The sequence below is a fragment of the Pseudomonas sp. GD03842 genome, assembly GCF_029841165.1.
In the GTDB taxonomy this organism is placed as follows: domain Bacteria; phylum Pseudomonadota; class Gammaproteobacteria; order Pseudomonadales; family Pseudomonadaceae; genus Aquipseudomonas.
Window position 1 is genome coordinate 178,893 of sequence record NZ_JAOCEA010000009.1, and the last position, 20,822, is coordinate 199,714.

Here is a 20,822-nt window from a genome sequence, read left to right on the forward strand (position 1 = left end):
GGGGGAGGTGCCACCGATGGTCCCGGGCGGCATCCCGACCTGCGCCGGGCACGTTGCACGATCTGCGTCATCAACTGTTTTGCGAACCATGGGCTATTCGTGTGCTCACCATGAGCCGTAAGGGACGCCGAATTTTTCGATGTAGGCCTGGGATTCGGCGGAGATCGGGTCGTACACACCGTTTGAATTTCCGTCCCACGGTCCCACTGGGTCGACCTTCGCCTGCACCTTAGTCACTGTAATGGGAGATAGGCAAGGTCCCGTCACCCATACTTTTGCGATGCCACCGGGAGCCAGCCCGATCACGATTGCTTCGCGGTATTGCTCCTCATTTTTTCCAGTAAAACGACAAAAAACCTTTTCTTTCTTGCGCATGATGTTGCGCACCGACTCCGGAATGTCGATACGCGTGTGGTAAGTTTGGGGTTCGACCTTTGATTGCCATCGGACGTAGATCTGCCTTGGCAGGTCGGCGCCCATCACGTATTTGCCTTAACCTCAGCCCGCAACGTGATCAGCGGCTCGAGTTCGACTTCTTCCTCCTCTTCCTCGAGGTCGTCGCCAGCGTCGTCAGCGGCGCTGGCGGGTTTGCGTGGGCTGGCAGGCGCAACGGCCGCGCTCGGGCCCAGCGAGTGATGGGGGGCGGGGATGGAAGAATTGCCAGCGTAAGTGGCACTCACTACCGACGGAATCAGAATGGACCGGCATGGGCAACCGCTGACGCTGTGCAGTGTGCCCGCGACCGGCAGGTTATCGGCTGTGAAGTGAGGCAGTCCGCCTTCGATTTGGTAAAGCTTGCCGTCGACGCCGCAACTGACGACGTCGCCCATGCGCGCCATGTCCAGCCCCTCGAGGTCGATGTTAGACGTCGCCTGCTGAACCTTCCCGCCGCAGGTCGTGCGGTCGAACAGGCGAATGAAAAAGCCTTCCCTCATCAATGTTCCTCCTGTGAACGTTGCCAGCCAGTGCAAAAGCGGCCGACCGGCGGGGCTCGGCATCATGGCCAGATCGGAGAGGGGCAGCTGTGTCAGGGCGCGCCAGAGGTCGTGCGACGGGGATGAAGAATGGCTAGTCCGTTTCCTACAGACAATGACGGGGTCAACATGCAGAACTTTAGAGGCCATCCGACGCGTTGGAAGTCAGCGGAAACCCTCGCCGTCAGACCCCACCTTTTGTTCGCATCCTTTTCACAAAAAATTGATAGCGCGGCCCCTAAAGTTCGCCACATCGGGGAAGCGACCTGTTCTTCATCCGACGCCCCCTTTTTTCAGGCACGTACCTTTCCATGTTGAACGTAAAAGCAGTTCGCCCCGAACTCGTGACCCTGCTCGCCAGCATTTTCTTATTAGCGGGATTTAACGTCACGCTGTGGCGGCATTTATTCACCCTCACCGATTTAAACGGCCAGGGGCTCTTGTTGCGCGGTGCGTTTGCCCTCATGGTGCTAGGCGCCTTCAATATCGTTCTGACGCTGTTTGCCTTCAAGCACGTATTGAAACCGTTATTGATTGTGTTGTTCATGGTCAGTGCTGGCGTCGCCTATTTCATGAACGAATATGGCGTCTTGATCGATTCGGGGATGTTCCGCAACTTTGCCGAAACCAATGCCACGGAAGTTCAGGGCCTGTTGTCGCTCAAGTTGATTGCTTACTTGCTGTTACTGGGTGGTGTGCCGTCCCTGATACTTTGGAAAACATCCATCCTCTACCGTCGCTGGCCGCGCGAAGTCTTGAGCAAGGTCGTCGTCTGCGTTGTCTGCGCCAGCGTGACGGGCGGGGTGGCGCTGATGAATTACCAAGGTTTGTCCTCCTTGTTTCGCAATCATCACGAACTGCGGCTGATGGTGGTGCCGAGCAACTACATCGGAGCGTCGCTGAGCTACCTCAGCGAACAGGTGAAGTCTGCCCGGCAGCCATTCGTGAGCATCGGTGAAGACGCGAAACTGGCCAGCGAGTGGCAACAACACAAACGCAAATCCTTGACTGTCCTGGTAGTAGGGGAGAGTGCGCGGGCCGAAAACTTCGGCATTCTGGGCTATAACCGCGACACCACCCCGGAGCTGAAAAAAGAACGCGGCTTGCTGACGTTCACGGATGTGCACTCCTGCGGTACGGAAACCGCGGTGTCGGTGCCGTGTATGTTTTCCAACATGGGACGCCGGGACTACAACGCCAGTGTGGCCAAAAACCAGGAGGGCATGCTCGATGTGCTCAAGCGAGCGGGGCTGGATGTGATCTGGCGCGACAATCAATCCGGCTGCAAGGGCACCTGCGATCGAGTGACTTTGCAGGACGTCAGCAACCTCCAGGATCCCCTGCTCTGCGCCGACCACGAGTGTCGCGACGAGATCCTTTTGCAGGGGCTGCAGCACTTCATCGATCAATTGGATAAAGACACCGTTCTGGTACTTCACCAGATGGGCAGCCACGGGCCTGAATACTTCAAGCGATATCCCAAGGCCTTCGAGAAGTTCACCCCGGTCTGTGAAAGCAATGCCCTGAATAATTGCTCGCGAGAAAGCATTATCAACGGCTATGACAACACGTTGTTGTACACCGATCATGTGCTGGCGACGTTGATCGATACCTTGCGGCGCAATCAGGACAAAGTGGACACCGCCATGGTTTACCTGTCGGATCACGGTGAGTCACTGGGCGAATACAACCTGTTCCTGCATGGCACGCCTTATATGCTCGCGCCCGATCAGCAGAAGCACGTGCCGATGATCGCCTGGTTCTCCGACAGCTATCAGCAAACGTTCGCCGTGGACACGCATTGCCTGCAGCAAGAGCGCAACGCGCCGTTGAGCCAGGACAACCTGTTCCATTCGATGCTCGGTCTGTTGCAAGTTCACACCCGCGTCTATAACCCCGCGCTGGATATGTTCGCCGGTTGTCGTGGGATCTACACCGACGGGGTGCTGGCCAATGAATGAGCCCACGACGGACCACTCCCCGCTGCAGGCCCATGTGCACCAGCATGAGCAGGGGCTGGCGCGACGCTTGAGCCTGTGGCGCGACGCTCAGCTAGCCCGCCTGGCCTTGCGCGACGCGGGCGATCCTGGCCTGGTACTGGATTTGCCGTCCGGTGCCGGTCGCTTCTGGCCCGTTCTCGCCGAACATGCAAACCGGGTGATACTTGCCGCCGATCCGTCCTGGGACATGCTCGACATTGCCCAGGCACAGTCGTCCACCGATGTACGCCAACGCATTCGGACGTTTCAAAGCTCCGCGCTGTGCATCGATCTGTCCGCCAACGCGGTGGATTGCATCTTTTGCATGCGGTTGTTTCATCACATCGCCGACAGTGACAAGCGCCGTGCGATTCTCGACGAGTTTTACCGAGTGACGCGGGACACGGCCATCGTTGCTCTGTGGGTCGACGGCAACCTGAAGGCATGGCGCCGCAAGCGCCTGGAACGACTGTCAGTGCGTGAGGGGGAGAAGTCGATGCCTCGCAACCGCTTCGTGGTGGGGCGCAGCCAGATCGAGTCGGAATTTCGCGATGCCGGCTTTCGGATCGTCGGCCACCATGATTTTCTTCCCGGCTATGCCATGTGGCGTGTTTACGTGTTGCGCAAAGTGGGTTCCTGAGCCTATGAGCGGTCGTCGGTGGCGCACAATTGCCGGACAGGCAGGATGAAGTTGGTCGAGACTTGCAGGACGGATGCCCGGTAAACGCTCTGAGCGATATATACTGCGCGCCATTCTACAAGGGAGAGCCGTGTGGCCATCGATATTCTCTGGATTCGCGACGACGAGAGCCTCGCCCACCATTGTGCGCAGTGGCAGAAATTGCCATTCGTCGCCCTCGACACCGAATTCATGCGGGTCGACACCTTTTATCCCATTGCCGGGCTGTTGCAGATCGGCGACGGTTCTCGCGCTTTCCTGATCGACCCCTTGCTGATCGACGACTGGGCGCCGCTGGCTGCGTTACTGGAAAACACCGCCGTCATCAAGGTGCTCCACGCCTGCAGCGAGGACCTGGAGGTGCTGTTGCGCCTGACGGGCAGCCTGCCCGCGCCGCTTTTTGACACTCAACTGGCCGCCGCCTACTTGAACCTCGGTTTTTCCATGGGCTATTCGCGATTGGTTCAGGAAGTCCTGAACATCGAATTGCCCAAAGGCGAAACCCGTTCGGACTGGTTGCAGCGTCCCTTGTCGGACACGCAAATCAGTTACGCCGCCGAAGATGCGGTACACCTTGCAGAAGTCTATGCGCTGCTGCGTCCTCGCCTGTCGGACGAGAAGTACGCCTGGGTGCTGGAAGATGGCGCCGAGCTGGTCGCCAATCTGCGCCGTGAAACCGATCCCTATGAGGTCTACCGCGAAGCCAAGCTGGCTTGGAAACTGTCTCGTGCGCAGTTGAACGTGCTGCGTGAGCTCTGCGCCTGGCGCGAGCAGCAGGCGCGCCTTCGCAACCAGCCTCGCAACCGGATATTGCGCGAGAATTCCCTTTGGCCGCTGGCAAAGGGGCAGCCGGACAATCTGGTTGCGCTGGCCCGAATCGAAGACATGCACCCCAAGACCGTACGTCAGGACGGCGAATTCTTGCTGGACCTGATCAAGACGGCAGGCAGCGTCTCCCCCGATCTATGGCCGCCGGCCTTGCCGGAGCCGCTGCCGATCGAAGCGTCGAGCGTGCTCAAGCGCCTACGGGCCATTGGGCAACACCAGGCCGAACGGCTGAACATGGCCCCGGAACTGATGCTGCGGAAAAAGACGCTCGAAGCCTTGCTCAAGACCGGGTTTCCTGACGGTCCCTACCAACTGCCCGATTCGCTGCGTGGCTGGCGCCGCGAGTTGATGGGCCAGATGCTGCTCGACAGCCTGGCCACTGCCGGAGAACAGCGTTGAAACAGATTTGCTCCATCTACCGCAGCCCGCGCAAAAACGAAATGTACCTGTATGTGCTCAAGAGCGAGGCGCTGGAACGAGTACCGGAAGGCTTGCTCAGCGTTTTCGGTAAACCGCAACACGCGTTCGACCTGGTATTGACCCCTGAACGCACGCTGGCACGCGAAGACATTCACACGGTGCTGGAAAACCTGGAAAAGCAGGGTTATCACTTGCAGATGCCGCCTGCCGAGGAGGAGTACATCGAGCACCTCCCCGAAGAGTTGCTGCGCCGCAACGACCCGGTCTGATCGCTCACACCCGCCGATCACCGCGGGTTTTTCCAAGGCTGTCCATGCGCCAGATCCGTTTCTGTCTTTGAGCGGGCAACCTGGGTGAGGGCGGTCGCACGTTCTGTTTTTTCGAGTTTTGATTTCATGCGCGTTCTGATCGCCGAACACGATTACGCTGTTTACACCGACCTGCTTCGCAAGGCCGCTCCCGATATCGAGGTCCTCAGCAGCGGCGACTCTGCCGAGCTGGCAAAAATGGCGGTGGATGCGCCGATCTGGCTGGGACAGCCTGATCTGCTCGCGACCCTGTTGCGTCAGGGTCACCGACCGCAATGGCTGCAGTCGACCTGGGCCGGTATCACGCCGCTGCTGGCCGACGGGCTCCAGCGCGATTACCGGTTGACACGGGCCGTGGGGATTTTTGGCCAGGTCATGGCTGAGTTCGTCCTGACCTACATGCTGGTGCACGAGCGCGAAGTGCTGGCGCGTCTGGTCAGCCAGGTCGAGCGCAAATGGGACACCCGGCCAGGCATGAGCCTTGCGGGGCGCAAGGCATTGATCGTCGGCACCGGTGACATCGGCCTGAGCGTCGCCCGCTTCCTGACGCCCTTTGGCGTGCAGGTGTATGGCGTGGCTTCGACGTCCCGTACGCTGGCGCCTTTCCTCGAAGTCGGCGCGCTGGACGACTTGCCCCGCCTGGTGGCGGACGCTGACTTCGTGATCAACCTGCTGCCCAATACCCCGCAGACCCACGACATTTACGACGCGAAGCTGTTCGCCCATTTCAAGCCATCGTCATTGTTCATCAATGTCGGACGGGGGGTGGCGGTGGTCGATGCGGATTTGGTCAATGCGTTGAAGGAAGGTCATCTGGCGGGCGCGGTCATCGATGTCTGTCGCCAGGAGCCGCTGCCGCAGCGCCATCCGTTCTGGACCGCGTGGGGCCTTTTGCTGACCGGCCACAGCTCGGCACCGACGTCGCCGCCCGCGATGACCCGCCTGTTCGTCGACAACCTGGCGGCCTACACGGCGGGTGAACCCCTGCGCGGGGAAGTGGACTTCGAGAAGGGGTACTGAGCCCCGCCAGACCGGGTCTCGCCAGACCGGGTCGCGTCAGACCGGGTCGCGCCAGACCGGATCCGTGCGGTCAGGGGGCTCAGGTTTACAAGCTGAAGTCCCCTTCGGCGACCAGTTCGGCGAGCGGGCGCCGTGGGCTCGGGGTTTCGCGGGCTTGCAGGTAGTCGGGCAGGCTCGATTTGTCGCCCAGCTTGCCGATGGCGACAGCGGCATGCAGCGCGTAACCGTCCGGGATCTTCAATTCCTTGCGGGTCAGTTCCTGGTCGAAGCCGGCCATGCCATGGGTATGCCACCCGCTCAAGCTGGCTTGCAATGCCAAATGGCCCCAGGCCGACCCGGTGTCGAAGGTGTGCCACAAGGCGGGCGTCTCTTCAGTGGCCCCGGGGGCCGTGAAGGTGGTCTTGGAGATCACGATGACCAGCGCCGCCGCATGCTGCGCCCAGCCCCGGTTGAACTCGTTCAGCAGGCCCAGAAAACGTTCCCAGTTCGGCGTGTCGCGACGTGCATACAGAAAGCGCCACGGTTGCGAGTTGTAAGCCGACGGTGCCCAGCGTGCCGCTTCAAAAAAGCTCAGCAACGTTTCTTGGGGGATACCCTCGCCGGTGAATGCGCGAGGCGACCAGCGGTCGGTGAATTGCGGGTGAATGGGGTAGTCGGCAATGCGAGGGTTGGCGCTCATGAAGGGCTGATCCTGAACAGGTTGAAGTGACCGCGTGCCCGGAGGCGCAGCGCGCGGCATCCATCAGATGGGCCGTGGACGGCAGGCATCGTCGAAACGGTAAGGCGTGATGCGGGGGTGGCAGGCGCTCAGCGCGGCCGCGTGAGGGCATAAAGCTACTTGGCCGCCCCGTTCATGACAACCCTGCGCTACCGACAGTCGCCGCTGCTTTCCCCCTGCGCGATGTGCCTCTAGACTGGCGGCCTTTTCATCAGCCGATACCGATTGCCTCACGCCATGGCCGCCAAAGTCGAACCGTTCTGGATGCGCAAGTCCCTTTCTCAACTCGATTCCAAGGAGTGGGAATCATTGTGCGACGGCTGTGGCCTTTGCTGCCTGCAGAAGCTCGAAGACGAGGAGGATGGCAGCGTCTATTACACGCGCATTGCGTGCAAACTGCTGGACTTGAACACCTGCCAATGCAGCGATTATCCGAACCGTAAGGCGCGAGTGCCCGATTGCATTCAGCTCACGCCTGGCCAGGCCGATGAGTTCAAGTGGTTGCCCCCCACCTGCGGGTATCGACTGGTCAGCGAGGGGAAGGACCTGCCCATATGGCACCATCTGGTGTGCGGTGATCGGGACCAGGTCCACAAACAGCGCATCTCCCAGTCCGGCCGCATGCTCAGCGAAGCCAGCGTGGCCGAAGACGACTGGGAGGATTACCTGATTTTCCGCGCGGGTTAACGCACGTCGCGCGCCGGTTTAAACGCCTTTGGACCCGGTCACCGCGTCCACGCTCTTCACGACGGCTTCTTCCGCAGCCACTTCGGCCTTGGTTTTGAGCTTGCTCAGCTCGGCACCGGCTTCCTCGATGCGCGCGCGGGCGGCAGCCATGTCGCTACGGCTTTTTTCCAGCAGGGACTTGGCCGAGCAATGGCCGGTGATGCCGCGAGCCAGTACTGCGCCACCAATGGCCAGTTGCACCAGGCCGAAAAGGCCACCACGGCGCAGGCCCTTGCCCATCATCAAGACGCCCCCGGCCAGCGAGCCGATGCGCTCCCAGCCTTGTACATTCTGTTCGGGAAGGTCACGCAGCGGACGTTCTACGCGTGTCAGGATCGGGGTATCGCTCATGAGGGTTCTCCATGAAAAGTAGGGTCCCTGTAGCTGACTGCCGCGTGACGAAACTGTTCCATGCGTTTATCGGGACGGTGGTCAGGTCCGTTCGGTTTCGCGTCCGAACAGTGGGCCGGAGCGGGTGTTGTTGCCTTTGGCCATGCGGTCGTACAAAACCACATTGACGGTCGCGGCCAGGTTCATGCATCCGGTGGTGGGGATGTACACCACGTCTTCACACCAATCACGAATCTCCTTGTCCAGCGAACCGTCCTCGGGGCCGAAAATGTAGATCGCTCGATCAGGGTGGGTGTATTCAGGCAGCGCACGGGCGCCTTCGACCAGCTCGACGGCGACGGGGACGCACCCCAGCGGGATGATTTTCTTCAGGTCGTCGATGCCGATCAGGGGGATGTCCTGATGGATTTTCTTGGTGTCAGTGACAAAGTCTCGCGCCCGCTCATAGCGCTTGCCGGTGTAGAACACCGACGCCACCCCGTAACAGCCTGCCGCGCGCATGACCGAGCCGACGTTTTCCGGTGATTTAGGGTTGAACAAGCCGATACAGGCATAGCGTTTGTTGGCCACGAGGGGAGGGTGCTCTTCGGAAAACGGGGGCGCAGTTTCAAGCTTCGAGCCTCAAGCTGCAAGTCAAGGCAACGGCCGGAGGGCCCGGCCGCGCCTTCCCGGCAGAGGGCGATTCAGGATTTGCCGCTGTCTTTCATCAAACCGGCCAGTGCGGCAAAAGGATTATGGGTGGCCTTGGCGGTTTTCGGTGTGCCGAGCGAACCCTCGGAGAAATACTGTTGGTCGGTGTAGCGCGAGTGCTCATTGTCATGGCAGTACAGGCACAGGAGCTCCCAATTAGAGCCATCCTGAGGGTTGTTGTCATGATTGTGGTCGCGATGGTGCACGGTCAGTTCGCTCAGGCGCTTGCCGGAGAACTCCCGGGCGCAGCGACCGCAGACATGCGGGTACATGCGCAAGGCCTTGTCGCGGTAACCCATTTCGCGGTCGCGTTGGGCATCGGCAAGGATGCGATCAAGTTTGGACGTATTGGTCGGCGTGCCCGAGCTCATGGTGTCACCTGTTTCGTGTGCGGTTGGCAGTGGGACGAGTTTAGCGCGTTGCTCGGGGTTCCACAGCCATCACCGACAGTGGCAATTTTCTCGCGCAAGAGTAGCCTGAGCCGCAGGAAAGAAGATTGGCTGCGGAGGCCAACGATGATGCGGTTGATTTTAGCGATGTCTGCGCTGACGATCATGGGCGTGTCGCCCGTCGTCGCCGAAACGTTGCAACCTGTCCTGAATACGCCCGAGCCGATCGCGGCGACCGCCGGTTCGCCTGGTACGGCGACCCCGACGCCTTATCCGCAGGTTTCCCCACCTGGGGTTCCACGCGTGGGCGGGCAGGGCAATCCGCCCTTGTTGCCGAAAATTCCGCAACCGGGGCCGCCCAAGGACGATGAGCCACTGCCGGCGCTGACCCCGCCCGCCAAGCCGGCGCCCTGAGAGGCACTCGGCAGCAGGCCTGCCAATGCCGGAAGCGGCTACTCGTGCTGCGCCAGCACTTGGCCGTCCATCATTCGCAGGCGCTTGGACATGGCCACCGCGATGGCCCGGATGATCTTGGCGGCGACTTTCGGCGCTTCGTTGAGCATCTTGTCCAGTGAGTCCTTGCCCAGGTTCAGCAGAGAGCAGGGCGACGCCGCGATGCAAGTGGCTGACCGTCGCTCCCCGTCCAGCACCGCCATCTCGCCAAACGCTCGACCGCTGCGCAGAAGGGCGGTTTCCACCTGCCTGCCTTCGCCGTTGAGTTTCTGAACCGACACCGTGCCCGAGTGGAGGATGCACATGAACGTGCCGGCGTCCCCCTCATTGAAAACTGCGTCGCCTTTATCGACGTGGCTGATGCTGAAATAGCCCGCAGCCGCGGAAAAGTCCGCTGGCGTGAGCGCGAGAAACAGCCCGCAGTCCATCAGCATTTCACGGATTTCATTGTTCAGAGAGGAATTCGTCGGCATGGCATATGTCTTTTCGGTGTCGAGAGAGCGGCCCCGGACCCCACAGGGTCGGGCGCCGTCAGATAGGACCCGTCGGGTGAAGAGAGTTCCTCAGGCCATTTGCAGGACCTTGAAGATAAAGCCGTATTCGAGCGCCACGTCACGTAATCCCTGATAGCGACCGCTCATCCCGCCATGCCCTGCACCCAGTTCGGTCTTGAGCAACAGCAGGTTGTCATCGGTCTTGGTGTCGCGCAACTTGGCCACCCATTTGGCCGCTTCCCAATACTGCACGCGGCTGTCGTTGTATCCGGCGATCACCAGCATCGCGGGATACGCCTGCGCACTGACGTTTTCATAAGGCGCGTAGGCCTTGATCCGAGCGTAGACCTCCGGCTCCTGAGGGTTGCCCCATTCGTCGTATTCGGTGACGGTCAACGGCAGATCCGGATCGAGCATGGTGTTGAGGACGTCGACGAACGGCACTTCGGCGATCGCCGCCTTGAACAACTCAGGGCGTTGATTCACGACCGCGCCGATCAGCAAACCGCCAGCGCTGCCGCCGCTGATCACCAACTGTTCGGAAGTTGTCAGGTGTTCTGCGATCAGGTGTTCGGCGCAGGCGATGAAGTCGTCGAACGTGTTCTGCTTGTGCGCTTGTTTGCCATTGCGGTACCAGGCCTCACCCAATTCCCCGCCGCCGCGCACGTGGGCGATGGCGAAGGCAACGCCGCGGTCGAGCAGGCTCAGCCGGGCATGGGAGAACCACGGGTCCAGGCTGGCGCCATAGGCACCGTAGCCATACAGGTAAAGCGGGACCGGCTGGCCGGCCAGTTCCCGTTTGACGACCAGGCTGATCGGCACTCGGGTGCCGTCGGCCGCAGTCGCCCACAGCCGCTGACTGACGTAGGCATCGGCGTCGAATTCACCCAATACTGGCGTTTCCTTGAGAACGACCTGTTCGCCGGTGGCCAGCATCAGTTGGCGAACCTGCGGCGGACGATTGAGGGATTGGTAGCGCAGTCGGATCCTGTCGCTTTCGAATTCGAGGGTGTCCTGCACATAGAGGTTGTACGCCGCATCCGGCAGTCGCACGCGGTAGGCGGGCAGGCCCTGGGGGTGGACTTCGACAATGGGCAGGCCGCCTTCGCGCAGGCTCAGGGTCAGGCCCCGGGCGTTCAGGCTGAACCCATCGAGCATGACCGTTTCGCTGTGCGGGACGAGGGTCTGCCATGTGCTGCGCTCCGGTACCCCGCTGGCCTGCTCGGGGGCATGGAACAGTGCGAAGTTGATACCGGTCTGGTTGCTGCGAATCAGCCAGCTCCAGGTGCCGTCGATCAAGCCATGGTCCACCGAGTACTCGTGGCCTTCACTGCGTGCAGCGATACAGGTGAAGGCCTGCTCCGGTGTGCTGGCGTCCAGTACCCAGCTCTCGCCGGTGGTTTTGCTGTCCAGTGCCAGCACCAGTTGGCGTTCGGAACTGGTGCGGTAGCAATGCAGGAAGAAGCGGCCATCGGGCTCGCTGAACACCAGATCGGCGTCATGGGTGCCCAGCCGGTGGCGATACAGCTTGTGAGGGCGATGGGTCTCGTCTAGTTCGCCAAAGAACAGGGTCTGGCTGTCGTTGGCCCAGGTCATGCTGCCATCGCAGTCCTCGAACGGCAGAGCGGTGATATCGCCAGTGTTCAGCTCCTTGACGAACAGACGATAAATCTCATCGCCGCTGGTATCGGTGCTGTAGGCCAGGCGCTGATGATCCGGGCTGATGCTGAACGTGCCCAAGGAAAAGAAGCCCCCGTTGGCCAGGGCATTGGGGTCCAGCAGCAGTTCTTCGGCGCTTTCGTCGACGGTGAGGGCGTCGTCCGCCGGGCGCGGGCAGCGGTAATGCCGGGCATACTCATCGCCTTCGGTGGTCCGGGTGTAATAGAGGTACGGGCCCCATGGCGACGGGAGCGACAGGTCGGTCTCCAGGATGCGGCTCTTGATTTCCTGAAACAGGGACTCGCGCAGTGCTTCCTGATCGGCCAGTTGCTCGTCTTGGTAGGTATTTTCGGCCTTCAAATAGTCGATCACCTCATCGGTGTCGCGGTTCTGCAGCCAGGCATAGGGGTCAGGGCCGTCGCCTTTGCGGGCAATCGGGGCGCTGGAAGTGCGGAGGGATGAATGCATGCGAGGCTCTCTCTGATGGGAAGCCGGCCGCTGCGAAAAGCACCTGCAAGGGCGCAGCGGACCGATTACTGAAGCCGGGTAAGCCAGGCCGGTGAAAAGTCGTTATCATAAGCGCCTCTTTACCTCCCTTACCACGGACGTCATGACCGACAACGACTATCTGATTGCTTGGGGGCTCTACGCGTTTGCCGCGTTGGGCTGTCTGTTGGTGTGGTTCAAGCTCACCGGCTGGATGTGGCGCTACCTTCGCGAGCCGCTGCGCGTCATTGGCGCGGTGCTGCTGTTCTGCCCGACCGTGATCGATCCGGTCAAGGAAACCTACGCACCCGCGCTGGCGATCAGTGTGCTGGACCTGGGCCTGAAGGTGGGCAACAACGTCTGGCGTGCCGCCCTGGATCTGTCGACCTATGGCGCCATCGCCTTGGGGGTGTATGTCGTTTTCGCGCTGATCCGCCTGCCGTTTCTGCGCAAGAAAAAGGCCCGACAAGCCCACGCAGAGGCCGTCGCCGCGCAAGCGGCCGCCGAGGAGAAAGAAAACGACGAGCCGTTTGCCGCGCAGGTACCTTCCCGCTACGGCAGCGCGGCGACTCCGCCGAGTAAAGGTGGCAGCGGTGGCACTGCCGGCCGCTACCGGGTCGAACCCAAGCTTTGACCGGCCTGCCTGCCGACGAACCTTCGAGACCCGAGCATGTGTGAACTTCTGGGCATGAGCGCCAATGTACCCACCGACATCGTGTTCAGCTTCACCGGGCTGATGCAGCGCGGTGGCCGCACCGGTCCGCACCGCGACGGCTGGGGCATCGGATTCTACGAAGGGCGCGGCCTGCGGGTGTTTCAAGACCCTGCGGCGAGCAGCGAATCCGAAGTCGCGCAACTGGTCCAGCGTTATCCGATCAAGAGCGAAGTGGTGATCGGCCACATCCGCCAGGCCAACGTGGGCAAGGTCTGCCTGTCGAACACGCACCCATTCGTGCGTGAACTGTGGGGGCGCAACTGGTGTTTTGCCCATAATGGGCAACTGGCGGACTTTCACCCCAGCGCCACGTTCTACCGTCCGGTGGGGGACACCGACAGCGAAGCGGCTTTTTGTGACCTGTTGAACCGGGTGCGTGAAGACTTTCCCGAGCCGGTCGAGGTGGAGCAATTGCTCCCGACCCTGGTGCAGGCGTGCGGCGAATACCGCAGCAAAGGCGTTTTCAATGCGTTGCTCAGTGACGGCGACTGGCTGTTCTGCTTTTGTTCGACCAAGCTGGTGCACATCACCCGCCGTGCGCCCTTCGGCCCGGCTCGGCTCAAAGACGTCGATGTGATCGTGGATTTTCAGGCGGAAACAACCCCTGACGACGTGGTCACAGTCATTGCCACCGAGCCGCTGACTGAAAACGAAACCTGGAATCGCTACGAGCCGGGCCACTGGAGCCTGTGGCGACGTGGCGAATGCGTGGCCGAAGGCCGAACCTGATCGAGAGGGACCTATGCTGCGAAGCTATGTGCGACTGGTGTTGTTCACCGCAGGCCTGTTGATCGGCGTGCAGATTCCGGGATTCATCAGCGACTACAGCAAGCGTGTCGAAGCCCATTTGATGGAAGCCCAGCAAACCTTGCGCGGGTACAACGAGACCGCCCAACGCTTCTTCAACGGTGATGTGCAGGCGCTGATCCAGCACTATCGCAATAGCGAAGACCCGGTCTTCCGCACGGACGCCAACAACATCAGCAACCTGCTGAGCCGCAATCAACTGCTCGACCGTGAATGGATGGCCCTGCAGGGCCCGTGGTATCTGCGTGCCTGGCACGTGCTGACGGCCGCCGACCCGGACATCCGCGCCGAGACCTGGAATGGCTACACCTGGCAAGTGCTGCTGTCGCCGGAAGTGATCGGCTGGGGCCTGGCCTGCGCGTTGCTGTTCTCGCTGGTGATCGAAAGCTTCGTGGTATTCATCGACTGGCTGTTCGTGGGCCGCGTCTACAAGCGTCGGGTCCGGCGGGAGTGGGAGTGAAGCTGCTCGCTTTCTTGTAGGAGAGAGCAGCGCGTTCACTTTTTCTTATCCTCCCCTCCCGTTTTTATTCGTTGGACGTTCCCGCCTCTTTCACCCAAAAATGCGCCTGCACACGACAGGCGTGTCTCAGCGGCGCTGCCCGCGTAGACTCAAGCCTCGATCCCCTCTCATTCACACAGGAGTTCACCCCTTGGGCCGCCTGTTATTGAATTGCGACATCGGCGAAAGCTACGGCGCGTGGACCATGGGCCTGGACGCCGAGGTCATGCCGTACATCGACTGCGCCAACATTGCTTGCGGCTTCCACGCCGGAGATCCGAGCGTCATGCGCAAGACCGTGGCCTTGGCGCTCAAACACGATGTCACCATCGGGGCGCACCCGGCGTACCCGGATCTGGTGGGTTTCGGCCGACGTTCGATGGCGTGCTCGCCACAGGAAATTCAAGACTTGCTGCATTACCAGATCGGCGGACTCGATGGCGTGGCTCGCGCCCAGGGCGGGCGGGTTCGCTACGTCAAACCCCACGGCGCGATGTACAACGACATGATGGCCAACCCAACCCAACTGCGCGCCGTCATCGAAGGCATTGCCCGCTACAACCCGGAACTGCCGCTGATGGTGTTGTCGATGCGCGACAACAGCGCGGTCCAGGCAATGGCCGATGAGTTCGGTGTCACCCTGTGGTTCGAGGCCTTCGCCGATCGCGCCTATGACAGCGCGGGCCGTCTGGTGTCACGCAGCCTGCCGGGCGCGGTGCATCACGAGCCGGAGCTGATCATCCAGCAAGCGATGACCCTGTCTCGTGGCGAGGCGTTGATCGCCAGCGACGGCAGCGAACTCAAGCTCAAGGTCGACACCCTCTGTGTGCACGGCGACAACGCCAGCTCCATTGCCGCCGTGCAGCGGATTCGTCAGGCGCTGGGAACGATGTCTGCATCATGAATGTGCGTATCGAGGTCGTGGCGATCGATTGCCTGATGGTGCGTCTGTTCGATGCCATCGACGAAGCCAACATGCCGTGGATGCTTGCCGCCAGCCAGCGCTTGCGCCATGGGTTCGGTGCCCATTTGATCGACCTGGTGCCGTCGTACACCACGCTGATGGTGCATTACGACCTGATGGCGCTGGACCCGCAGCGAGCCCGGGCCTTGATTGCCGAATCGTTGGAAAACCTTTCCCCCGATGCGGGCAGCGGCGGGCGCAGCCATGCGATACCGGTCTGGTACGACCTCAATGTCGGTCCCGAACTGACGCTACTTGCCAAACGCAGCGGATTGTCGGTGGACGAGGTGATTCGTCGTCACAGTCAGCGTGAGTATCAGGTTTTCGCGCTGGGCTTCGCGCCGGGCTTCGCCTTCATGGGCTTGGTGGAGGAAGTGTTGGCTGCGCCGCGGATCAAAACCCCGCGCAAACGGGTGGCGGCAGGCAGCGTCGGAATCGCTGAGCGCCAGACCGCCGCTTACCCGCTCGAGTCTCCCGGCGGCTGGAACATCCTGGGTCGCACTCCCGCCAAATTGTTCGATCGTGACATCGACGGCTACAGCCTCATGCAGCCCGGGGACACCGTGCGCTTCGATCCCATCGATCACGCTGAATTCATCCGCCTGGGCGGCGACGACACGCCATTGGAGGCCTTGGCATGAGCCTGCTGACGGTGAAAAGCAGTACGCCGCTTTGTCTGTTGCAGGACGCCGGCCGTTTTGGCGTGCGTCATCTGGGCGTGACGCAAGGGGGCGCATTGGACGGGTTGTCCATGGCCTGGGCGAACAAACTCCTGAACAATCCGCTCGACGCGGCGGTGATTGAAGTGGCGCTGGGCGGGTTGGTGCTGATCGCCGAGTCGGACTGTTGCCTCGCTTTGGCGGGTGCGGATCTGGGCGTGATGCTGGACGATCGTCCGATCGCGCCTTGGCGCAGCTTTTTCGTTCGTAAGGGCCAGCAATTGCGCTTCGTTCAGCCGGTTTCGGGGGCGCGTGCCTACCTCGCCGCGCCTGGCGGCTTTGATGCGGTCGATGTGCTGGGCAGTTGCGCGACGGTAGGAAGAGAAGGGCTGGGCGGCCTTGATGGCAGTGGCAAAGCGCTGAAGCAGGGCGACCAACTGAGCTACTCAGGGACCTCGTTTGAATTGAGCACCTTGCCCGATCACCTGATCCCGAACCTTGAAGACACCCGCCCGCTGGACGTCGTGCTCGGCGCCCAGATCGGCCAGTTCAGCGGCCAAAGCCTGTTCGACGCCTTCAACAGCGACTGGACCCTCGACAGCCGCGCGGACCGCATGGGCATGCGCCTTCTGGGGCCGGAGTTGGTGTATCAGGGCAAACCCATGATCTCCGAAGGCATCCCCCTTGGCGCCATCCAAATCCCCCCGGATGGCCAACCCATCGTCCTGCTCAACGACCGCCAGACCATCGGCGGCTACCCCCGCCTCGGCGCGCTGACCCCGCTATCACTGGCGCGGCTGGCGCAGAAGCTGCCGGGCAGCGTAGTGCGGATGAGACCGGTGGTGCAGGAAGTGGCATGGCGGGAGCAGGTGGGGTGGCTGCAGTTACTTAAGTGTTAAAACGGCGTTGTGGCTTTTTTCCCACGTACTGACCGGAGCGGTCGGTATGAATTACTCGGTCAGGTTTTTTTTGAGCCGGTCGCTATGCAGGTTGAAGACACCTGGATAGGAACACGCTATGAATTTGACTGTGATCGTGGACCAGCGTCATACATACAAACAGGCAGTACAAATTGCGTATGAAAAAGCCAAGCAGCTTGGCGACGTCGATCCTCAGACCGAAATGAAGTGTGAGTGGATACGAAATTGCCCGGAGCCTGCTGCGCAATACTATGAAAGGGACATGAGCGAGGTATTTGGCACCACTTCCGACGGCTGCACAATCGGCAGATCCTGGAGTTCGTATGACATGTACGAGCAACTGAAAATTGATGGTAAAAAAGCTCATGCACGGAGTATGGCGGACACGTTGGGCAAGGCGATGGGTGAATTCATGAATCGCGTGAGTCAACCTCATCCAGGATGGGCGGCCGAGGATTTGGCGTTCACCGTTAATGAACGTAGCGAAATCAGATTTTTTTCTAAAAGTGGAATAATCACGGCGGAGCACTGTGCGCGTCTTTCTGATTGGGCAAATCAGGAAACTAAACTTCAATCGTTGGCCACCGATTACATCATGGCGCTCGCCAGTGTGGTTAACCGCACGAGAGAAGGGCTAAGCGCAGAATATGCAAAGTATTTTGCAAGTTCTTGGTGAAAAGCGGATCGGTCTGAGCGATGCTGCTCAGACTGACCCTGTTATTTCTTAACGTACAACACGCTGACTGCAAATATGGGTAAGCGGTACGTTTTCCCCATTTTTGCTGCCGATTCCTCCATCCACATGTGAGCCTGGCGACATGTACCAAAAACCTGTGTTATAAGCCACTTGCCAGCGAGTTCGGAAGTCATACACCCCCACAAAGGGTTCTGTGACTTCTCTGCCTGTGCAGCCCGCGAGATTCACCTCTCCATTGACTGCTCCGTAGCTGCTGCTCATTTTCTCTGAAATAATCATTCTGTCTGTGGCAAGACTGTCCAAATTAAGCGCTAATTTGACGGCAACTCCCTCCACCGGATGACCGGTCGAGTCAAGTACGGTAGCCTGCCAGCTTGTTTTTCTGGAAAGTTTGGTGGTCGGAAAACGAATTGAAAATTGTTGGGCATCACCGGAAACGTCGTAGTTATGGATGAACGGGGCCGAACCGAATTCAATATGATAGGTGTCGTTGGCTGTCAGTGGCGTCGGTGTGTTTTTTGAAACTTTTATCTGGATGGCCTGACCTGGCTCCAGTGCCGAAGTGATCAGTGGCGAGAACGTGGGAACTGGGCGCCATTTTCCATTGATTTGATAATCGATTTTAAATTTTGATCGCCCACCGATCGGGTGGATTTCACTCACGATAACTTTCTGTCCTCGAGTGGCGGTAAAGCTGTAGTGTTTTTCACTGTTGTCGTTGTCCAGCGTTCCGATAACTGTGTTGAGCTTATCTGGTAATTCTACGATACGTACAGCTGTATCAGAGATCGAATCTTCAACACTCGCACGGGTTGCGTCAATGGCAGTTGCCGCCAGTGCGAGGCAGGCAAATAGCGATTTCATATTTCTCATTTAAGTATCCTTTCTTTAGGGGCAAGCGCGCTCGCTGAGTGGCGCGCTCAGTGCTTTATAAAATTAACTACCTGTAATGGTCAGGTACGGTCACGTCTATTTGCGACTGACAAAAGCGACGTAATCAATGAAGCGGAGGTTCGTCAAGAATTAAAACGTAGCAATGCAGTATGTTCGGTACTTAATTAAGTAATGAGTAGCTGTTTTAGAGGGCTGAGATTCTCAGGCACTTGTAAGGCGGGGCGCTGCTTAAGACAACGTGAAGGCTCAATGACTGGCCGCATTTGCGTAGCAATTTGGCTTGCAGCCAGCGACGTGGGTAGGCGCGCCGCCGCCGACAAACCGGACTGCTACAGTCTCAGCCTTACTTCGCCAAATACCGCATCCCTTCCTCCAACCCACGCAGCGTCAACGGATACATCTGGTCCTCGATCAAATCCCGCACGATGTTGGTCGAGGTGGTATAGCCCCATGCATCCTTGGGATAGGGGTTGATCCAGATGACCTTCTTGAACTTGGCCATGAAGCGTTGCATCCAGACGTAGCCCGCTTCTTCGTTCCAGTGTTCGACGCTGCCGCCCGGCTGAGTGATTTCATACGGGGCCATGGCGGCGTCGCCGATGAAGATCACTTTGTAGTCGGCGCCGTATTTGTGCAGCAAGTCTTGGGTGGATGTGCGTTCGGAGGTGCGGCGCAGGTTGTTCTTCCACACCGATTCATAAATGAAATTGTGGAAGTAGAAATACTCCATGTGTTTGAACTCGGTCTTGCACGCCGAGAACAGTTCTTCGCAGATCTTCACATGGGCGTCCATCGAGCCGCCGATGTCGAAGAGCAGCAGGAGCTTGACGGTGTTGCGGCGCTCAGGCCGCATCTGGATGTTCAACAGGCCGGCGTCACGAGCGGTGTGGTCGATGGTGCCGTCGATGTCCAGCTCGTCCGCAGCACCCTGACGGGCGAATTTGCGCAGGCGGCGCAAGGCGACCTTGATGTTGCGAGTGCCGAGCTCGACCTGATCGTCGAGGTTTTTGTATTCGCGCTGATCCCAGACCTTGACCGCCTTGCCCTGGCGCTTGCCCGCATCGCCGACGCGGATGCCTTCGGGGTTGTAGCCGCCAGAGCCGAATGGGCTGGTGCCTCCAGTGCCGATCCACTTGTTGCCGCCCGCGTGCCGCTCCTTCTGTTCTTCCAGGCGCTGCTTGAAGGCCTCGATGAGCTTGTCCAGGCCGCCCAACGACTGGATCTGCGCGCGCTCTTCATCCGTCAGCGAACGTTCGAACTCCTTGCGCAGCCAGTCTTCGGGAATCAGCGCCTGCAAGTGATCGTCAAGCTTTTCCAGCCCGTTGAAGTAGGCGCCGAAGGCCCGGTCGAACTTGTCGTAATGGCGTTCATCCTTGACCAGAATCGCGCGGGACACGTAATAAAACTCGTCCATGTCGGCGAATGTCACCCGATGCTTCAGCGCGTCGATCAGGTCGAGCAGCTCGCGCACCGAGACCGGTACTTTGGCTGCGCGCATTTCGTTGAACAGGTTGAGCAGCATGGCAATGGCTCCGGCTTAACGATTGCCGCGTCGGCTCATGAACGCCAGACGCTCGAGCAACTGAACGTCTTGCTCATTCTTCACCAAGGCGCCGGCCAGCGGGGGGATGGCCTTGGTCGGATCGCGCTCGCGCAGAACCGCTTCGCCGATGTTGTCGGCCATCAGCAGCTTCAGCCAGTCCACCAGCTCTGAGGTGGAGGGCTTTTTCTTCAGGCCCGGCACCTTGCGCACATCGAAGAACACGTCCAGCGCTTCGCTGACCAGGTCTTTTTTGATGTTCGGGTAATGCACGTCGACGATCTGCTGCAACGTGTTACGGTCGGGGAAAGCGATGTAATGGAAGAAGCAACGGCGCAGAAAGGCGTCCGGCAATTCCTTCTCGTTGTTTGAAGTAATGATGATGATCGGGCGTTTTTTTGCCCGGATCGTTTCGTCGATCTCGTAAACGTAGAACTCCATTTTGTCGAGTTCTTGCAGGAGGTCGTTGGGGAATTCGATGTCGGCTTTGTCGATTTCATCAATCAGGAGGATGACGCGCTCCTCGGCTTCGAAGGCTTCCCACAACTTGCCTTTTTTCAGGTAGTTGCGCACGTCGTGCACTTTGTCCACGCCCAGTTGCGAGTCGCGCAGGCGGCTGACAGCGTCATACTCGTACAGGCCCTGATGTGCCTTGGTGGTCGATTTGATGTGCCAGGTGATCAACTTGGCGCCGAAGGATTCAGCCAACTGCTCGGCAAGCATGGTCTTGCCGGTGCCAGGCTCACCTTTGACCAACAGCGGACGCTCCAGCGTGATTGCCGCGTTGACGGCCAGCTTCAGGTCGTCAGTGGCGACATAGGCGCGAGTGCCTTCGAACTTCATCGGAAAATCCTCGAACGTGGCGGACGGACGCGATGCCGCACCGCAAAAAAAACGGGGTAAGAATGAGTCGACTATAACGCGCGCCTCGTTCGACTGTGAACGCAGACCCT

At 59.9% G+C, this 20,822-nt stretch carries 25 protein-coding genes; 14 read left to right on the forward strand and 11 right to left on the reverse strand.

What is annotated here, in order from left to right; all coding sequences use genetic code 11:
• Window positions 1–105: 105 nt before the first annotated feature.
• Both N5D61_RS14955 and N5D61_RS14960 read right to left on the reverse strand, forming a co-directional pair.
• Entirely contained in the window at window positions 106–480 is a 375-nt protein-coding gene (locus tag N5D61_RS14955) for a DUF2931 family protein (RefSeq protein WP_108235654.1), read from the reverse strand.
• Window positions 480–935: a PAAR domain-containing protein gene (locus tag N5D61_RS14960; RefSeq protein WP_279893371.1), complete on the reverse strand. Its 456-nt coding sequence runs from the start codon at window positions 933–935 to the stop codon at window positions 480–482. Before N5D61_RS14960 ends, N5D61_RS14955 begins: the two co-directional genes overlap by 1 nt.
• Before the next feature lie 350 nt (window positions 936–1,285).
• Here N5D61_RS14960 and N5D61_RS14965 point away from each other — a divergent pair, with 350 nt between their 5' ends.
• The 5 genes from N5D61_RS14965 (at window position 1,286) to N5D61_RS14985 (ending at window position 6,208) form a co-directional block, all read left to right on the forward strand.
• Window positions 1,286–2,935: a phosphoethanolamine--lipid A transferase gene (locus tag N5D61_RS14965; protein ID WP_279893372.1), complete on the forward strand. Its 1,650-nt coding sequence runs from the start codon at window positions 1,286–1,288 to the stop codon at window positions 2,933–2,935.
• Entirely contained in the window at window positions 2,928–3,593 is a 666-nt protein-coding gene (locus N5D61_RS14970; protein WP_108235651.1) for a class I SAM-dependent methyltransferase, read from the forward strand. Before N5D61_RS14965 ends, N5D61_RS14970 begins: the two co-directional genes overlap by 8 nt.
• 132 nt (window positions 3,594–3,725) lie before the next feature.
• Window positions 3,726–4,859, forward strand: coding sequence for a ribonuclease D (gene rnd / locus N5D61_RS14975; protein ID WP_108235650.1), 1,134 nt, complete (start codon window positions 3,726–3,728; stop codon window positions 4,857–4,859).
• On the forward strand, window positions 4,856–5,149 hold the full coding sequence (locus tag N5D61_RS14980; RefSeq protein WP_108235649.1) for a YcgL domain-containing protein: 294 nt from the start codon (window positions 4,856–4,858) through the stop codon (window positions 5,147–5,149). The genes rnd and N5D61_RS14980 overlap by 4 nt, the downstream gene beginning before the upstream one ends.
• A 126-nt stretch (window positions 5,150–5,275) precedes the next feature.
• Window positions 5,276–6,208 (forward strand): D-2-hydroxyacid dehydrogenase, encoded by a 933-nt coding sequence (locus N5D61_RS14985; RefSeq protein ID WP_108235648.1) that lies wholly within the window; start codon window positions 5,276–5,278, stop codon window positions 6,206–6,208.
• Between the two features lie 85 nt (window positions 6,209–6,293).
• Here the strand turns inward: N5D61_RS14985 and N5D61_RS14990 are convergent, their stop codons facing one another.
• On the reverse strand, window positions 6,294–6,887 hold the full coding sequence (locus N5D61_RS14990) for a nitroreductase family protein (RefSeq protein ID WP_108235647.1): 594 nt from the start codon (window positions 6,885–6,887) through the stop codon (window positions 6,294–6,296).
• A gap of 276 nt (window positions 6,888–7,163) precedes the next feature.
• Here N5D61_RS14990 and N5D61_RS14995 point away from each other — a divergent pair, with 276 nt between their 5' ends.
• Window positions 7,164–7,613, forward strand: coding sequence for a YcgN family cysteine cluster protein (locus N5D61_RS14995; RefSeq protein WP_108235646.1), 450 nt, complete (start codon window positions 7,164–7,166; stop codon window positions 7,611–7,613).
• Window positions 7,614–7,631: 18 nt separating this feature from the next.
• Here N5D61_RS14995 and N5D61_RS15000 read toward each other — a convergent pair whose 3' ends face one another.
• From N5D61_RS15000 to N5D61_RS15010, 3 genes are all read right to left on the reverse strand, one after another.
• Window positions 7,632–8,003, reverse strand: a complete 372-nt coding sequence (locus N5D61_RS15000; protein WP_108235645.1) for a DUF2892 domain-containing protein — start codon at window positions 8,001–8,003, stop codon at window positions 7,632–7,634.
• A gap of 81 nt (window positions 8,004–8,084) precedes the next feature.
• Entirely contained in the window at window positions 8,085–8,573 is a 489-nt protein-coding gene (locus N5D61_RS15005; protein WP_279893373.1) for an RNA methyltransferase, read from the reverse strand.
• Between the two features lie 113 nt (window positions 8,574–8,686).
• Entirely contained in the window at window positions 8,687–9,064 is a 378-nt protein-coding gene (locus N5D61_RS15010) for a YajD family HNH nuclease (protein ID WP_108235643.1), read from the reverse strand.
• A gap of 144 nt (window positions 9,065–9,208) precedes the next feature.
• On the opposite strand from N5D61_RS15010, the gene N5D61_RS15015 reads away from it, so the two are divergent.
• Window positions 9,209–9,496 (forward strand): hypothetical protein, encoded by a 288-nt coding sequence (locus N5D61_RS15015; RefSeq protein WP_279893374.1) that lies wholly within the window; start codon window positions 9,209–9,211, stop codon window positions 9,494–9,496.
• Window positions 9,497–9,534: 38 nt separating this feature from the next.
• Here N5D61_RS15015 and N5D61_RS15020 read toward each other — a convergent pair whose 3' ends face one another.
• Together N5D61_RS15020 and N5D61_RS15025 are read right to left on the reverse strand one after the other, a co-directional pair.
• Window positions 9,535–10,008 (reverse strand): cyclic nucleotide-binding domain-containing protein, encoded by a 474-nt coding sequence (locus N5D61_RS15020; RefSeq protein WP_108235641.1) that lies wholly within the window; start codon window positions 10,006–10,008, stop codon window positions 9,535–9,537.
• A 90-nt stretch (window positions 10,009–10,098) separates the two neighbouring features.
• The gene (locus N5D61_RS15025; protein WP_279893375.1) at window positions 10,099–12,156 is read right to left on the reverse strand and encodes a S9 family peptidase; all 2,058 of its coding nucleotides are present in this window, start codon (window positions 12,154–12,156) and stop codon (window positions 10,099–10,101) included.
• A 142-nt stretch (window positions 12,157–12,298) separates the two neighbouring features.
• Between N5D61_RS15025 and N5D61_RS15030 the strand changes: the two genes are divergently transcribed.
• The 7 genes from N5D61_RS15030 (at window position 12,299) to N5D61_RS15060 (ending at window position 17,414) form a co-directional block, all read left to right on the forward strand.
• The gene (locus tag N5D61_RS15030) at window positions 12,299–12,808 is read left to right on the forward strand and encodes an MFS transporter (protein WP_279893376.1); all 510 of its coding nucleotides are present in this window, start codon (window positions 12,299–12,301) and stop codon (window positions 12,806–12,808) included.
• Window positions 12,809–12,844: 36 nt separating this feature from the next.
• Complete coding sequence (locus tag N5D61_RS15035) at window positions 12,845–13,618, forward strand: class II glutamine amidotransferase (RefSeq protein ID WP_108235639.1); 774 nt, start codon at window positions 12,845–12,847, stop codon at window positions 13,616–13,618.
• Between the two features lie 13 nt (window positions 13,619–13,631).
• Window positions 13,632–14,156, forward strand: a complete 525-nt coding sequence (locus N5D61_RS15040; protein ID WP_108235638.1) for a DUF2937 family protein — start codon at window positions 13,632–13,634, stop codon at window positions 14,154–14,156.
• Window positions 14,157–14,346: 190 nt separating this feature from the next.
• A complete protein-coding gene (locus N5D61_RS15045; protein ID WP_279893377.1) occupies window positions 14,347–15,099 on the forward strand; it encodes a LamB/YcsF family protein in 753 nt (250 codons plus the stop codon).
• Window positions 15,096–15,800, forward strand: a complete 705-nt coding sequence (gene pxpB, locus N5D61_RS15050) for a 5-oxoprolinase subunit PxpB (protein WP_279893378.1) — start codon at window positions 15,096–15,098, stop codon at window positions 15,798–15,800. The genes N5D61_RS15045 and pxpB overlap by 4 nt, the downstream gene beginning before the upstream one ends.
• Complete coding sequence (locus N5D61_RS15055) at window positions 15,797–16,717, forward strand: biotin-dependent carboxyltransferase family protein (RefSeq protein WP_279893379.1); 921 nt, start codon at window positions 15,797–15,799, stop codon at window positions 16,715–16,717. Before pxpB ends, N5D61_RS15055 begins: the two co-directional genes overlap by 4 nt.
• Before the next feature lie 118 nt (window positions 16,718–16,835).
• Complete coding sequence (locus N5D61_RS15060; protein ID WP_279893380.1) at window positions 16,836–17,414, forward strand: hypothetical protein; 579 nt, start codon at window positions 16,836–16,838, stop codon at window positions 17,412–17,414.
• A 48-nt stretch (window positions 17,415–17,462) separates the two neighbouring features.
• Here N5D61_RS15060 and N5D61_RS15065 read toward each other — a convergent pair whose 3' ends face one another.
• From N5D61_RS15065 to N5D61_RS15075, 3 genes are all read right to left on the reverse strand, one after another.
• Window positions 17,463–18,308: a hypothetical protein gene (locus N5D61_RS15065; protein WP_279893381.1), complete on the reverse strand. Its 846-nt coding sequence runs from the start codon at window positions 18,306–18,308 to the stop codon at window positions 17,463–17,465.
• 364 nt (window positions 18,309–18,672) lie between these two features.
• The gene (locus tag N5D61_RS15070) at window positions 18,673–19,851 is read right to left on the reverse strand and encodes a VWA domain-containing protein (protein ID WP_279893382.1); all 1,179 of its coding nucleotides are present in this window, start codon (window positions 19,849–19,851) and stop codon (window positions 18,673–18,675) included.
• 15 nt (window positions 19,852–19,866) lie between these two features.
• On the reverse strand, window positions 19,867–20,712 hold the full coding sequence (locus N5D61_RS15075) for a MoxR family ATPase (protein WP_279893383.1): 846 nt from the start codon (window positions 20,710–20,712) through the stop codon (window positions 19,867–19,869).
• Between the last annotated feature and the right edge of the window lie 110 nt (window positions 20,713–20,822).